The following is a 14360-nucleotide window of genomic DNA, read 5'->3' on the forward strand; positions in this document are numbered from 1 at the left end:
AACGTACACCAGGGACTCGGTTCCCCCACCGGCTGAAGCCGGTGGTTCCCTCGAAAGAGGCCCGATGGCGGAAACAGGCAAGGAACGGGCGCGGCACTGGCAGTACGCCGACCTGCCCGGCGTCGATCTGCTCCGGGCCCGCTACATACGCAAGACGTTCGTACGGCACACCCACGAGAACTTCGTGATCGCCGCCATCGCCGACGGCGTGGAGGTCTTCCACCACGGCGGCGGCGACCAGTACGCGGGGGCCGGGGCACTGGCGCTGGTGAACCCGGACACCCCGCACACCGGGCGGGCCGGGGTGCCGGAGGGCTGGCGGTACGGCGCGGTGTACCCCTCGCCCGAGGTGGTCGCGGCGATCGCCGCGGAGACCACCGCACTGCGCGGCACCCCGGGCTTCGTGCGGCCGGTGCTCGAGGATCCGTACACCGTCCGCCTGGTGCACCGGGTACTGCGGGCCACCGACGAGGGCAACGCGCTCGCCGCCGACACACTGCTGCGGGTGGCCGTGACCCGGCTGCTGAGGCTGAACGGCGGGTCGCTGCCCCGGCGCGAGGTGCGCACGGCCGGCGCCCGGACCGCCGCACGCGCGCGTGCCCTGCTGGAAGAGCGGATGGCCGCCCCGCCGACGCTGGAGAAACTGGCCGACGAACTGGGCACCAGCCCGTTCGCACTGCTGCGGGCCTTCCGGGACGCCTACGGAATGCCGCCGCACGCCTGGCTCACCGACGCACGGGTACGGCGGGCGCGCCGGCTGCTGGACGCCGGGACCGTGCCGTCGGAGGCCGCCGTCGTGGTCGGATTCACCGACCAGCCGCACCTGAACCGGCACTTCGGCCGGATCGTGGGAGTGCCGCCCGGCGCCTACCAGCGCGAGCGCAAGAACGTACAAGACATCCGAAGAGCGCTCCACGTACCGTCCGGGGTGTGGCAACAGAACAGACAACACTCGCGGACGTCCGGGACGGGGACGCCCGGGGAGAAAAACCGGACGGCGCCGTCGTCCGGGACGCCCTGGGCGTCGGGATAGCCGTCGGACTCTCCGGATTCGCCTTCGGGGTCACCTCGGCCGGCAGCGGGCTCACGCTGCTCCAGACGTGCGTGCTCAGCCTTCTCGTGTTCACCGGGGCGTCCCAGTTCGCGCTGGTGGGGGCGCTCGCCGCCGGCGGGAGCCCGTTCACGGCCGCCGCCGGGGCGTTCTTCCTGGGGGTGCGCAACGCCTTCTACGGGCTGCGCCTGTCCCAGTTGCTGGCCCTCCCGCGCGCGGTGCGGCCGTTCGCGGCCCAGTGGGTCATCGACGAGACGGCCGCGGTCTCCCTCGCCCAGCCCACCCGGCGCAGCGCGCGGATCGGTTTCCTGGTGACCGGGCTCAGCCTGTACGTCCTGTGGAACCTCACCACGCTGCTCGGCGCGCTGGGCGCCGAGGCCATCGGGGACACCGGCGCGTGGGGACTGGACGCGGCCGGCCCCGCGGTCTTCCTGGCCCTGCTCGCGCCGATGCTGCGGACCGGCACCGAACGGATGGTCGCCGGGCTCGCCGTCCTGCTGGGACTCGGTCTGCTGCCGGTCCTGCCCGCCGGTGTACCGGTCCTGGTGGCCGCGCTCGCGGCACCGGCGGTCCTGTGGGCACAGGGCCGCCGCAGGGGAACACCGCGCGGTGACGCACCGGGGGAGGACCGTTGAACATCTGGATCGCGATCGGCGTGACCGTCCTCGGGTGCTACGCCGTCAAGCTGGCCGGGCTGCTGGTCCCCGCCGGTGCCCTCGAGCGGCCGCTGGTCAGGCGTCTGGCCGCGCTGCTGCCCGTCGCCCTGCTCGCCGCCCTCACGGCCCAGCAGACCTTCGCCGACGGTCAGGCGCTGGTGCTGGACGCGCGGGCGGTGGGGCTCGCCGCCGCCGCCGTGGCGCTGATGCTGCGCGCCCCGTTCCTGGTCGTCGTCGGGGCGGCCGTGGTGGTGACGGCGGGGGTCCGGGCCCTGGGCGGCTGAGACCGGTGCCGGGTCAGCCGACCGGGCGGCCGTACGCCCTGAGCGTGCGCAGCGCGTCGATGGTCACCATGGAGCGTGCCGCCGGGGCCGGGGCCGGCGCCCACTCGTGCCGGCGCACCGGCCAGCCGCCGTCGTCCTCCTGCTCGGCCGCGAGGTGGTCCAGCGAGCGTGACATCTCCTCATCGGTGAACCACCCGCGCGCGAGGGAGCGCGGTGTCTGTGCGTAGTCGTGCGGGAAATGGTGCTCACCCGGGGCGTAGCCGGGCGCGACCGGGTGGGCGTCGAGGTCGTCCGGATCGAGCGCCGCCAGTCGCTGTCCGCGCACCAGGCGGCCCAGCCGGTCGGCGGCCGCCTTCGCGCGTGGGCGGGCGGGGGCGGAGTCCAGGAAGGCGAGCGCTGCCCGGATCCCGTACGGATGGCTCCGCTCCAGTGATTCGGCGGCCTGCCGGCAGAAGTCCGTGGCCCGGAACAGCCACGCGTGCCACACGGCGTTGCGGTGCAGCAGCCCCACCACCGGTGGCCAGAAGTTCACCGGGCGGGTCGTCCACGACCGGTACGGAGGGGGCCGAGGGGCAGCCGCGCCGACTGGGGTGGATCGCCGGCAGCGCGCCGTCCGGAGTGGACACGGACGTCAGGTAGCGGCACGCGCACTCCACGCGCGTGCCGCCACAGCGCCCCACGGAGTCCAGGACACGCAGGGCGCGGGCGGGTGCGCAGCGGCTGGCTGACGGGACCCCGCAGGTCGGGCTCCAGCGCGTGACCGTGTCCGCCGTCCTCGTTGCGGTAGGCGTCCAGCGCCCGCTCCACCGGGTCGGCACCGCCCTTCCGGAACTCGTGGGCGAACAGACGCTGTTCGAGCACCCGCGCGGTCAGCCGGACGAAACGCCCCGCGCGGGCGAGCGGGCTGTCGGCCGGGGGGTTCGGGGGCAGGGGGACCGATCCGGTTGATGACATGGGGCAGACGTCAGGGCGCAAAGCGGTCTCGGCAGGCGGTCCGGGCCCGGGCCCACGCTCTCGGACGGGATACTGAGGGCATGCGGTTGACGGTCTTCTGGGAACGGATGGCGGAGTACTTCGGTACGGGCTACGCCGACACCTTCGCGCGCGATCACGTCATGTCGGAACTCGGCGGGCGCACCGTGCACGAGGCACTGAGGGCCGGTTGGGACGCCAAGGACGTCTGGCAGGTGGTCTGCATGGTGATGGACGTGCCGCGGGAAAAGCGCTGATCGTCACAGAGAGGGCCAGGGGGCGGACGGCTGCCGGTGGCGTGCGCGAAACTTACTCCGTGGCACCCACAGACGAGACCGAGCAGGCGGCCCGGCACCCTTCGGCGCCCGGCGCGCCTCCGCCCCCCGGCCCACCGGCGGGTTCCGCCGCCCCGCCCGGCACCCGCATGCCGCGCTGGCTGCCGCGCGCCATGGTGCTCGCGCTCGCGCTGATCGCCCTGTTCCAGCTGGGCAGCTGGGCCTTCCACGAACTCACCGGGTTGCTGATCAACATCCTCATCGCGTTCTTCCTGGCGCTCGCCGTCGAGCCCGCGGTGAGCTGGATGGCCGCGCGGGGGGTGCGCCGGGGGCTGGGCACCTTCCTGGTCTTCCTGGGAGTGCTGATCGCGGCGGCGGGCTTCGTCACGCTGCTCGGGTCCATGCTCGCGGGACAGATCATCAAGATCGTCGAGGATTTCCCGGAGTACCTCGACTCCGTCATCAACTGGGTCAACACCCACTTCCACACCGAACTGCGACGGGTGGACATCCAGGAGGGCCTGCTCCGCTCCGACTGGCTGCGCACCTACGTGCAGAACAGCGCCACCGGTGTCCTGGACGTTTCCGCGCAGGTCCTCGGGGGCCTCTTCCAGCTGCTGACCATAGGGCTGTTCTCGTTCTACTTCGCCGCCGACGGTCCGCGGTTGCGACGAGCCGTCTGTTCCGTACTGCCGCCCGTGCGCCAGGCCGAGGTGCTGCGCGCGTGGGAGATCGCCGTGAACAAGACCGGCGGCTACTTGTACTCGCGCGGGCTGATGGCGCTGGTCTCCGGCATGGCCCACTACGTACTGCTCGAGATGCTCGAGGTGCCCTACGCACCGGTGCTCGCCGTGTGGGTGGGCCTGGTGTCGCAGTTCATCCCCACCATCGGTACGTATCTGGCGGGCGCTCTGCCCATGCTGATCGCCTTCACGGTCGACCCCTGGTACGCGCTGTGGGTGCTGATCTTCGTGGTGATCTACCAGCAGTTCGAGAACTACGTGCTGCAGCCCAAGCTGACCGCGAGGACCGTCGACATCCACCCGGCGGTCGCCTTCGGCTCGGTCGTCATGGGCACGGCCCTGCTCGGTGCCGTCGGCGCGCTGATAGCCATCCCCGCGGTCGCCACCCTCCAGGCGTTCCTGGGCGCGTACGTGAAGCGCTACGACGTGACGGACGACCCCCGTGTGCACGGCCATCGCCGCCCCGGCGAGCGCGTCCCCGGAGAGCAGAGCCCCGGAGAGCGGGAGAGCCTCGTCGCCCGCGCCCGGCGCCTCTGGAGCCGCCGGCGAGGCGCGACACCACTTCGGAGTGGGGGCACCGGGGACATCGGGGACGCCGGGGACGCCGGGGGCTCCTGAGCGACGGCGGAGCCGTTGCCGCAGGGTGAACGCCTTGTGAGGGTGCCGCGTGGTGCGCTTGACACGAAAATCGAACATCTATTCTCATGGGTGTGCCGGTGAGGTCCGATCATGGGTGCTATGGCCCGGTTCGTGAGGGAAAGGGCCCCGGTTGTCCACAGGGCGGAGGTGCGCCGGGGCGCGTTGTCAGTGGCAGGCGCTAGCGTCGTCGACGTGAAGCGATCGAACCAAGCAAATCGGGTGGAACCCATGGCAGGAACCGACCGCGAGAAGGCGCTCGACGCCGCGCTCGCACAAATTGAACGGCAATTCGGCAAGGGCGCGGTCATGCGCATGGGTGACCGGACGAACGAGCCCATCGAGGTCATCCCCACCGGGTCGACCGCGCTCGACGTGGCCCTCGGCGTCGGCGGTCTGCCGCGCGGCCGTGTGGTGGAGATCTACGGCCCGGAGTCCTCCGGCAAGACGACCCTGACCCTGCACGCGGTGGCCAACGCGCAGAAGGCCGGCGGCCAGGTCGCCTTCGTGGACGCGGAGCACGCCCTCGACCCCGAGTACGCGAAGAAGCTCGGCGTCGACATCGACAACCTGATCCTGTCCCAGCCGGACAACGGCGAGCAGGCGCTGGAGATCGTGGACATGCTGGTCCGCTCCGGTGCCCTCGACCTCATCGTGATCGACTCCGTCGCGGCGCTGGTGCCGCGCGCGGAGATCGAGGGCGAAATGGGCGACAGCCACGTGGGTCTGCAGGCCCGGCTGATGAGTCAGGCGCTGCGGAAGATCACCAGTGCGCTCAACCAGTCGAAGACCACGGCGATCTTCATCAACCAGCTCCGCGAGAAGATCGGCGTGATGTTCGGCTCCCCGGAGACCACGACCGGTGGCCGGGCACTGAAGTTCTACGCCTCGGTGCGCATCGACATCCGCCGCATCGAGACCCTCAAGGACGGCACCGAGGCGGTCGGCAACCGCACCCGCTGCAAGGTCGTCAAGAACAAGGTGGCGCCGCCCTTCAAGCAGGCCGAGTTCGACATCCTCTACGGCCAGGGCATCAGCCGTGAGGGTGGCCTGATCGACATGGGCGTGGAGCACGGCTTCGTCCGCAAGGCCGGCGCCTGGTACACCTACGAGGGCGACCAGCTCGGCCAGGGCAAGGAGAACGCCCGCAACTTCCTCAAGGACAACCCCGACCTCGCCGACGAGATCGAGAAGAAGATCCTGGAGAAGCTCGGCGTCGGCGTGCGGCCCGAGGAGTCGGCCGCCGGGCAGGGCACGGACGCCGCCGGTCTCACCGCTCCGGCCGAGGCGACCGCGGCCCCGGCGGCCAAGACCACCAAGTCCAAGGCCGCTGCGGCCAAGAGCTGACCCGTGACGCGACGAACCGACTGGGCCGAGTACGAGTTCGCCGCCTCCGGCACCTCATGGGGGAGAGGTACCGAAGACGGCGCAGACCCAGCCGCGAGCGTTGGCGGGGCGGACGGGGACGCCGGCGGCCCGGCCGGCTTCCCCGGGGAGGACCCGGGCGGCGGCCGGCGTCGAGGCGGTGCCGGGTCCCGTCGTGCGGGCGACTCATGGGGGAGCGGCTCGCGTGACGGCGGGCCGCGCGGTGGGCGCGGGCGCCGGGCTGTCGGCGAGGCGAGCGCGGCGGACGGGGACGCCTCCTCCTCTTCGAGGGCCGAGCGGGAGGAGCCCGAGGGGGACCCGGTCGAGCGGGCGCGGGCCATCTGCCTGCGCCTGCTCACCGGGACCCCACGCACCCGGAAGCAGCTCGCCGACGCCCTGCGCAAGCGGGAGATCCCGGACGAGGCCGCCGAGGAGGTGCTGTCCCGGTTCGAAGAGGTCGGACTGATCGACGACAGTGCCTTCGCGGACGCCTGGGTGGAGTCCCGGCACCACGGTCGGGGCCTGGCCCGGCGTACCCTCGCCCGGGAGCTGCGGACCAAGGGCGTCGACGCCACCCTGATCGACGCGGCCGTCTCCCGACTCGACTCCGAGCAGGAGGAAGCCACCGCGCGCGAACTCGTCGCCCGCAAGCTGCGCTCCACCCGCGGACTCGACCGTGACAAGCGGATCCGCCGCCTCGCCGGCATGCTCGCCCGCAAGGGCTACCCCGAGGGCCTCGCCCTGCGCGTGGTCCGCCAAGCCCTGGAAGAGGAGGGCGAGAACACGGAGTTCCTGGACGACGGGGGCTACTGAGGGGCCCCGCCCGGCGCCCGCACCGGCAGACCCGCCGTGCGCCATGCCTGGAAACCGCCGATCAGGTCGGTGGCCCGATGGAGCCCCAGCCGGTGCAGGGACTCCGCGGCCAGGCTGGAGGCGTACCCCTCGTCGCAGATCACGACGACGCGCAGATCGTGACCGGTGGCCTCGGGGAGGCGGTGGCTGCCCCGCGGGTCGAGACGCCACTCCAGCTCGTTGCGCTCGACGACGAGGGCGCCGGGGATGAGGCCGTCCCGGTCGCGCAGGGCCGCGTACCGGATGTCGACCAGCAGCACCTCCCCGCCGCAGGCGGCCTCGTACGCGGGCACCGCCCCGATCCGCGTGTAGCCCGCGCGTACCCGCTCCAGCAGTTCGTCGATCCCGGGGGCACCGGCAGCCTGCTCGTGTGTCCCGCTCACTGCCAGTCCGCCGGGCGCTCGACCTGCTCCAGACGCAGGGTCCGGCCGCTGCGGCCGTAGCGGCGCATCAGGGGCAGGGGCGGGTGGTAGGCGTGGACGGAGACCGCGTGCCGGTCGGGGGACTCGTTGAGCACCTCGTGCACGTGATGCCGGCCGAAGGCGCGGCCCTCACCAACCGTCAGCCGACGTTCCCGGTCCACGCCGTCGTTCAGTTCCAGAGTCTTCCAGCCGTCGGTGGGCAACCGCACCGCGAGCGAGTTCTCCCGCAGCTCGCCCGCCGCGGTCACGAAGGCACCGAGGGACTCGCCGTGGTCGTGCCAGCCGGTGCCCGTGCCGGGCGGCCAGCCGATCAGCCAGGCCTCGCTGCCGGCGGGCCCGTCGAGCCGCATCCAGGTGCGGCCCTCCGGATCGAGCGGAAGCGCGGCGACCAGCTCGGCGTCGGCGGCGACATGCCGTACGAAGTCGAGGAGTTCTGCCTGTGAAGGGCCGGGAGCAGAGAGGGAGCCCGCAGGGGAGGAGGGGAGGGCAGGGGAAGCAGACACGTGCACCGTCCTGAAGAAAGGTTCGCGGAGCGCGCACGGCGGCGGGGAAGCGGCGAGCGGCGCGCGGGAAAGAGGGAACGCGAGTTCAGCAGGACGGGCGACACACGCAGCCCGCGTAGCGGACGAGGTCCATATGGACCCTCCGCCACAGGCGCACACAGGTGTCGGTCACGGACCGGAGTACACCACGACGACGCACACGGGATCAACTCACCGTCAGCACGCGGACCCCCACGGAAGCATGCGGATACGGATCGTCCGTGCCCAGCACCTCAGCGCGATCCGGCTCCGGCGGCTGCCCGGGCCTCCGTCCCCGCTGTCCCCGCTGTTTCCGTATCCGCCGGTCCACCGACCACCGTTTCGGCCGCCGCGTACAGGTCCGCCGGACGGACTCCGCCGAGCGCCGTGACCAGGTGACCGTCGGGGCGTACCAGCAGCACGGTGTGGGCCGCCGCCCCCGGATAGCTCTCCGCGACCAGCAGTTCGGCCGGATGCGGCAGCGCCGCCACGGCCGCCGCCAGCCGGGGCATGATTCCGGCGGACACCCAGTGCCTGCGCTCCCACACGCCGGTACCCGGCGCGATCAGCACCACCAGCAGCGCACCTCGGCCGAGCCGGTCCCGCAGCCGGACGAAGGTGCCGTCCTCCGCAGTGACCCGCACATCGGTGACCGGCGCCCCGAGGGGCGTGTCCACGGGGACCTCACCCTCGAGGTCCCGGGGCGCGAGGGGCGATCCGGCGTGCCCGCCCGGCGCTCCCAGCGGCCCCTGCCCCAGGTGGCCGTCCACCAGGAGCGCGTCATGACCGCGGGCGGAGCCGGGGACGTAGGAACGCAGGCCTCCCCCGCCCCGCAGCAGCGGCAGCGCCTGATCGGCGGCGCGCAGCCGGGCGGAGACGATCGCGCGCCGCTCGGCCTGGTAACTGTCGAGCAGCGCTTCGTGGTGGCCGTGGTGCCAGGCCAGAGCCAGCTTCCAGGCGAGGTTGTCGGCGTCGCGAAGCCCTTCGTCCAGCCCGTGTGTGCCCAGCGTGCCGAGCAGATGTGCGGCGTCCCCGGCGAGGAACACGCGGTCCGCCCGCCAGCGCCGGGCGAGCCGGTGGTGGACGGTGTGGACCCCGGTGTCGAGCAGTTCGTACGGTGGCGTCGGGCCGCCGGCCCAGCCGGCGAGAGTCTCCCGGATCCGGGCCAGCAGCAGCTCGGGGGTGACCAGTTCCTTGCCCGGCGGCAGCAGCCAGTCCAGACGCCACACGCCGTCCGGCAGCGGGCGCGCGGTGATCTCCCCGGCGAAGGGACCGGAAGCGCGCCACGGCGGCATCCGGTGCAGCAACGCTTCGTCCGACCAGGGGAGTTCCGTACGCAGCGCGGCCACGGCGTGACGTTCCACCGCCGTGCGGCCCGGGAAGCGGATGTCCTGGAGCTTGCGCACGGTGGAGCGGGGGCCGTCGCAGCCGACCAGATAACTGCCGCGCCACCAGGTGCCCCTGGCGCCGCGGGTGTGCGCGGTGACGCCGGAGGGCTCCTGTTCGAGGGAGTCCAGACGGCTGTCCACGGCGACCCCGACGAGCCGTTCACGAGCGAGGGCCGCACGCAGGGCACCGGTGAGGACGTGCTGGGCGATGTGCACGGGGGCGGGTGCGGTGGCGTCGAAAGTGACCTCGTGTGTCACCTGCTTGCGCCGCATCGACTGCCATCCGGCCCAACGGGAGCCGGCCCGGGTCAGTGGCGCACCGGTCAGCCGCTCCAGCAGAGCCGTGGTGTCCTCGCGCAGCACCACCGACCGGGCAGGACGCGGTTCGTCCTTGCCCGGCCCCTCGTCGAGGACCACGCACGGCACCTCCTGACGCGCCAGCGCCAGGGCGAGCGTGAGCCCGACGGGCCCCGCTCCGACGATGATCACCGGGTCCACGGCGCGGCGCCCCCTGCTCGAAGTGACGTCCCGGAGGACGGGGCGGAACAGGACGATGGAGCAGGGTGCGCGATCACAGAACGTATGCAACCTACTGCCGGTGCTTGCGTCAAGTGACGGGCGCGGTCGGCGATCATGAAACCGGTCCGGTTCCGTCACACCACTTGACTGTTCATCACACAGGCCCGGCCCGTACCGGGATGATTTCCGCGCGCCGCCGGTGCCGTCCCGGGCCCGACATGGCTGTGGCCCGCCGGAGGGGCGGGCCACAGCCATGTCGGTACAGCAGGGCGTGCGTCAGGTGGCGCCGCCCGCGCCGGTCCCGTAGGTGCCCCCGACCTCGGCCGTGTTGAGCTCCTCGATCTGGTCGCCGCCCACCACCGCGCCCGTGCTGCGCTTGCTGCGGCGGAGCCTGACCTCCAGCCACGAGGCGAAGGAGGTGAGAAGGAAGTTCAGCGCGATGAAGATGATCGCCACGACGATGAAACTCGGCACCACGTTGGCGTAGTTGGCCGCCAGGGTGCTGCGAGAGTTGAGCAACTCGGTGAACCCGAGCATCACGCCGCCCAGCGCGGTGTCCTTCACGATGACGACGAGCTGGCTGACGATCGCCGGCAGCATCGCGGTGACGGCCTGCGGCAGCAGGATGGTGGACATCGTCTGGCTCTTGCGCAGGCCGATCGCGTAGGCGGCCTCGGACTGGCCCTTGGGCAGCGAGAGGATGCCGGCCCGGACGACCTCGGCGAGCACCGAGGCGTTGTAGAGCACCAGGCCGGTGACCACCGCGTACAGTGGCCGGTCCTCGCTGGAGAGGTCCGTGGAGCGGACGTAGACCTCGTAGGCGAAGAGCATCAGCAGCAGGACCGGGATCGCGCGGAAGAACTCGACCACCGCACCGGCCGGGACGCGTACCCAGCGATGGTCGGACATGCGGGCGATACCCAGGACCGCGCCCAGGGGTAGAGCGATGATCATGGACAGGGCGGCGGCCTTCAGGGTGTTGCCGAGCCCCGGCAGCAGATAGGTCGTCCAGGCCTCTGCCTCGGTGAAGGGCGACCAGAGGGAGCCCTCCAGCTGGCCCTTGTCGTCCAGTGTCTGCCAGACCCACCACAACAGGAGGGCGAGGAGGACGAAGAAGACGACCGAGAGGGCCAGGTTGCGCCGTTTGGCACGGGGGCCGGGCTCGTCGTAGAGGACGGAGCTCATCGCTTCACCGCCAGTCGCTTGCTGAGCCAGCCGAGGAACAGGCCCGTGGGGAGGGTCAACACCACGAAACCGAGGGCGAAGACCGCGCCGATGGCCAGCGTCTGTGCCTCGTTCTCGATCATTTCCTTCATCAGCAGCGCCGCTTCCGCGACACCGATCGCGGCTGCCACCGTGGTGTTCTTGGTCAGGGCGATCAGGACGTTGGCCAGAGGCGTGATGACCGCGCGGAACGCCTGCGGCAGCACGATCAGCCGCAGGGTCTGGCTGAAGCTCAGTCCGATCGCGCGTGCGGCCTCGGCCTGGCCGAGGTGCACGGTGTTGATGCCGGAACGGATCGACTCGCAGACGAAGGCCGCGGTGTAGGCGGCCAGGCTGAGCACCGCCAGCCGGAAGCCCTGCAGCTTGAAGTCGTCGGCGGCGCCCATCGTGGCGCCGAAGATGTCGGCGAGGCCGAGCGAGGAGAAGACGATGATGACCGTCAGCGGGATGTTCCGGACGATGTTGACGTAGGCGGTGCCGAACCCGCGCATCAACGGAACCGGACTGACCCGCATCCCGGCCAGCAGGGTGCCCAGGATCAGGGAACCCAGGGCCGAGAAGACGGTGAGTTTCACCGTCACCCAGAACGCCCCTAGGACGTCATAGCCTTCAAGAAAGTCGAACACGATCTCCCGCGCTTCCGGGTGTGTGGCGTACGTGGACGGCGTGGCGCGCCGCCGTCGGTCAAGCGGTGGACGGCGGCGCGCCCGCGGAACCCTGCGTTACGTGCCGGGTTCCTGCGTCAGCGGGACCCCGCGTTACTGGACGAGCTCGCCGACCTTCGGGGCCGGCTCGTTCTTGTACTCGGCCGGGCCGAAGTTGTCGTCGACGGCCTTCTGCCACGACTTGTCGCTGACCATCTTCTCCAGCGCCTCGTTGATCTTGTTCACGGTCTCGGAGTCGCCCTTCTTGACACCGATGCCGTAGTTCTCGTTGCTCAGCTTCAGACCCGCCAGCTTGAACTGGCCCTTGAACTTGTCCTGCGAGGCGTAGCCCGCGAGGATCGAGTCGTCCGTGGTCAGCGCGTCCACGGCGCCGCTCTGCAGGCCGGCGATGCACTCGGAGTAGCCGGGGTACTCACGCAGCTGGGCCTTCGGGGCGAAGTCCTTCTTGACGTTCTGCGCCGAGGTCGAGCCGGTCACGGAACACAGCTTCTTGTCGTTGAGGTCCGTGGCCTCGGAGATGTCCGAGCCCTTCTTCACCAGCAGGTCCTGGTGGGCGAGCAGGTACGGGCCGGCGAAGTCGACCTTCTCCTTGCGCTCGTCGGTGATCGAGTACGTGGCCACGATGAACTTCACGTCACCGCGCGCCAGGGCGTTCTCGCGGTCGGCGCTCTTGGTCTCGACCCACTCGATCTGGTCGGCCTCGTAGCCGAGCTCCTTGGCGACGTAGGTTGCGACGTCCACGTCGAAGCCGGTGAAGGAGCCGTTCGGCGTCTTCAGGCCGAGACCGGGCTGGTCGTACTTGATGCCGATCTTGATCTTGTCGCCGCCGCCCCCGGAGGAGGACGAACCGCTGTCCTTGTCGCTGCCGCCCCCGCAGGCGGTGGCGGTCAGGGCGAGGGCGAGCACGGCGGCCGAGGCGGCGGTGACCTTGCGGAGCTTCATGGTGGACTTCCTTTTGACTGGTGAAGTGATGCGGCCCGGTTCATCCGGTGACGCAAGTCGTCAGGGCGCGAGGGCGCCGTCAGTGGTGCAGGATCTTCGACAGGAAGTCCTTGGCACGGTCGCTGCGCGGATTGCTGAAGAACTGGTCCGGCGAAGCGGCTTCGACGATGCGGCCGTCCGCCATGAACACCACGCGGTTGGCGGCGGACCGGGCGAATCCCATCTCGTGGGTCACGACGATCATGGTCATGCCGTCGCGGGCGAGCTGCTGCATGACCTCCAGAACCTCGTTGATCATCTCCGGGTCGAGAGCCGACGTCGGCTCGTCGAAGAGCATGACCTTGGGCTCCATCGCCAGGGCCCGCGCGATGGCGACACGCTGCTGCTGGCCGCCGGAGAGCTGCGCGGGGTACTTCTCGGCCTGCGCGCCCACGCCGACCCGGTCGAGCAGGGCACGGGCCCGCTCCTCGGCCTGTTTCTTGTCCTTCTTGCGGACCTTGACCTGGCCCAGCGTCACGTTCTCGAGCACCGTCTTGTGCGCGAAGAGGTTGAAGGACTGGAAGACCATGCCCACGTCGGCCCGCAGCCTCGCCAGCTCCTTGCCCTCGTGGGGCAGGGGCTTCCCGTCGATCGTGATCGACCCGGTGTCGATCGTCTCCAGGCGGTTGATGGTGCGGCACAGGGTGGACTTTCCGGACCCGGAGGGCCCGATGACCACGACGACTTCGCCGCGGGCGACCGTCAGGTCGATGTCCTGGAGTACGTGCAACGCGCCGAAGTGCTTGTTGACGCTCTTCAGGACGACCAGTTCGCCGGTCGTGGCCACATCTTCCTTGGCCGCCGATACTTCGGTCATCGCTTTCGGGCTCCGTCCTCCTCGGTTTGGGAGGACAGTAGTGATCCTGCAGATCCGCGTCATCACATCTGAGGGGAATCTGAGCATCACGATCCGGTAGCAATCGGATACATGTCGTAGCACTTGTGAGCAGGGCTCATTTCGGCCGGGTAACGGTACCGAAGCGCAACCGGAACCCTCTTGACGCCGTCCCCGTCCATCGGCGTCACTGCAAGGTGCACGTGCGCGTGCACACGTTTTCGTGCACGGACCGTTTTGTACGCAGGCGGATCGTACGGCCGATGAACCGAAGGGGGACCGGATGAGACTGCTGCTCGTCGAGGACGACAACCACGTCGCCGCCGCCCTGTCGGCGATCCTGGCGAGGCACGGGTTCGACGTCACCCACGCGCGCAGCGGCGAGGAGGCACTCCAGGCGCTCGTCCCCGAGGCCGACGGCTTCGGCGTCGTCCTCCTCGACCTGGGCCTGCCCGATCAGGACGGCTACGAGGTCTGCGGCAAGATCCGTAAACGCACCGGCACCCCGGTGATCATGGTCACCGCCCGTTCCGACGTGCGTTCCCGCATCCACGGGCTCAACCTCGGCGCCGACGACTACGTGGTCAAGCCGTACGACACGGGCGAGCTGCTCGCCCGGATCCACGCCGTCAGCCGGCGCACCGTCCAGGAGGACGCCGTCGCCGCCGATGAGGCCGAGCTGCGTCTCGGCTCCGTGCGCATCGAGCTGCCGACCCGGCGGGTCAGCGTGAACGGTTCGGTCGTCCAACTGACCCGCAAGGAGTTCGACCTGCTGGCCCTGCTCGCCCAGCGACCCGGGGTCGTCTTCCGCCGTGAGCAGATCATCAGTGAGGTGTGGCGCACCAGCTGGGAGGGGACGGGGCGCACCCTGGAAGTGCATGTCGCCTCCCTGCGCGCCAAGTTGCGCATGCCGACCCTCATCGAGACGGTACGCGGAGTCGGCTACCGACTCGTCGAGCCCGCGGCATAGC

Annotated in this window: 16 protein-coding genes and 1 pseudogene; 8 read left to right on the forward strand and 9 right to left on the reverse strand. The window is 70.8% G+C overall.

What is annotated here, in order from left to right:
* The first annotated feature begins 64 nt into the window (after positions 1-64).
* The 3 genes from AB0I73_RS25810 to AB0I73_RS25820 are packed head-to-tail and all read left to right on the forward strand — an operon-like array spanning position 65 to position 1991.
* Entirely contained in the window at positions 65-1033 is a 969-nt protein-coding gene (locus AB0I73_RS25810; RefSeq protein ID WP_363041066.1) for an AraC family transcriptional regulator, read from the forward strand.
* Positions 931-1686, forward strand: a complete 756-nt coding sequence (locus tag AB0I73_RS25815) for an AzlC family ABC transporter permease (RefSeq protein WP_363041068.1) — start codon at positions 931-933, stop codon at positions 1684-1686. Before AB0I73_RS25810 ends, AB0I73_RS25815 begins: the two co-directional genes overlap by 103 nt.
* Positions 1683-1991, forward strand: a complete 309-nt coding sequence (locus AB0I73_RS25820) for an AzlD domain-containing protein (protein WP_363041070.1) — start codon at positions 1683-1685, stop codon at positions 1989-1991. Before AB0I73_RS25815 ends, AB0I73_RS25820 begins: the two co-directional genes overlap by 4 nt.
* A gap of 13 nt (positions 1992-2004) precedes the next feature.
* On the opposite strand, the pseudogene AB0I73_RS25825 reads toward AB0I73_RS25820, so the two are convergent.
* Positions 2005-2945 (reverse strand): annotated as a pseudogene (locus AB0I73_RS25825) (hypothetical protein).
* A gap of 80 nt (positions 2946-3025) precedes the next feature.
* Between AB0I73_RS25825 and AB0I73_RS25830 the strand changes: the two are divergent.
* The 4 genes from AB0I73_RS25830 (at position 3026) to recX (ending at position 6795) form a co-directional block, all read left to right on the forward strand.
* Positions 3026-3220: a DUF3046 domain-containing protein gene (locus AB0I73_RS25830; protein WP_363041072.1), complete on the forward strand. Its 195-nt coding sequence runs from the start codon at positions 3026-3028 to the stop codon at positions 3218-3220.
* A gap of 59 nt (positions 3221-3279) precedes the next feature.
* Positions 3280-4599, forward strand: coding sequence for an AI-2E family transporter (locus AB0I73_RS25835; RefSeq protein ID WP_363041074.1), 1320 nt, complete (start codon positions 3280-3282; stop codon positions 4597-4599).
* 249 nt (positions 4600-4848) lie between these two features.
* Positions 4849-5964 carry a recombinase RecA gene (recA, locus tag AB0I73_RS25840; protein WP_363041076.1) on the forward strand — a complete coding sequence of 372 codons (1116 nt, stop codon included), beginning with the start codon at positions 4849-4851 and terminating at the stop codon, positions 5962-5964.
* A gap of 3 nt (positions 5965-5967) precedes the next feature.
* A complete protein-coding gene (gene recX, locus AB0I73_RS25845; protein ID WP_363041078.1) occupies positions 5968-6795 on the forward strand; it encodes a recombination regulator RecX in 828 nt (275 codons plus the stop codon).
* Here recX and AB0I73_RS25850 read toward each other — a convergent pair.
* The 8 genes from AB0I73_RS25850 to AB0I73_RS25885 all read right to left on the reverse strand — a co-directional run bounded on the left by AB0I73_RS25850 (position 6789) and on the right by AB0I73_RS25885 (position 13371).
* Positions 6789-7217, reverse strand: a complete 429-nt coding sequence (locus tag AB0I73_RS25850; protein WP_363041080.1) for a rhodanese-like domain-containing protein — start codon at positions 7215-7217, stop codon at positions 6789-6791. The genes recX and AB0I73_RS25850 overlap by 7 nt on opposite strands.
* On the reverse strand, positions 7214-7759 hold the full coding sequence (locus AB0I73_RS25855) for a cysteine dioxygenase (protein ID WP_363041082.1): 546 nt from the start codon (positions 7757-7759) through the stop codon (positions 7214-7216). The genes AB0I73_RS25850 and AB0I73_RS25855 overlap by 4 nt, the downstream gene beginning before the upstream one ends.
* A gap of 85 nt (positions 7760-7844) precedes the next feature.
* A complete protein-coding gene (locus AB0I73_RS25860; RefSeq protein ID WP_309506048.1) occupies positions 7845-7892 on the reverse strand; it encodes a hypothetical protein in 48 nt (15 codons plus the stop codon).
* A 139-nt stretch (positions 7893-8031) separates the two neighbouring features.
* Positions 8032-9663 carry an FAD-dependent monooxygenase gene (locus AB0I73_RS25865; protein WP_363041084.1) on the reverse strand — a complete coding sequence of 544 codons (1632 nt, stop codon included), beginning with the start codon at positions 9661-9663 and terminating at the stop codon, positions 8032-8034.
* Positions 9664-9960: 297 nt separating this feature from the next.
* Positions 9961-10869 (reverse strand): amino acid ABC transporter permease, encoded by a 909-nt coding sequence (locus tag AB0I73_RS25870; RefSeq protein ID WP_363041086.1) that lies wholly within the window; start codon positions 10867-10869, stop codon positions 9961-9963.
* Positions 10866-11534, reverse strand: a complete 669-nt coding sequence (locus AB0I73_RS25875; RefSeq protein WP_363041088.1) for an amino acid ABC transporter permease — start codon at positions 11532-11534, stop codon at positions 10866-10868. The genes AB0I73_RS25870 and AB0I73_RS25875 overlap by 4 nt, the downstream gene beginning before the upstream one ends.
* A 132-nt stretch (positions 11535-11666) precedes the next feature.
* Positions 11667-12515 carry a glutamate ABC transporter substrate-binding protein gene (locus AB0I73_RS25880; protein WP_363041090.1) on the reverse strand — a complete coding sequence of 283 codons (849 nt, stop codon included), beginning with the start codon at positions 12513-12515 and terminating at the stop codon, positions 11667-11669.
* 79 nt (positions 12516-12594) lie between these two features.
* Complete coding sequence (locus AB0I73_RS25885) at positions 12595-13371, reverse strand: amino acid ABC transporter ATP-binding protein (protein WP_109380102.1); 777 nt, start codon at positions 13369-13371, stop codon at positions 12595-12597.
* Between the two features lie 301 nt (positions 13372-13672).
* On the opposite strand from AB0I73_RS25885, the gene AB0I73_RS25890 reads away from it, so the two are divergent.
* Positions 13673-14359, forward strand: a complete 687-nt coding sequence (locus tag AB0I73_RS25890) for a response regulator transcription factor (RefSeq protein ID WP_363041092.1) — start codon at positions 13673-13675, stop codon at positions 14357-14359.
* The last annotated feature ends 1 nt before the right edge of the window (position 14360 follow it).

The organism is Streptomyces sp. NPDC050388 (assembly GCF_040655635.1).
GTDB lineage: Bacteria > Actinomycetota > Actinomycetes > Streptomycetales > Streptomycetaceae > Streptomyces.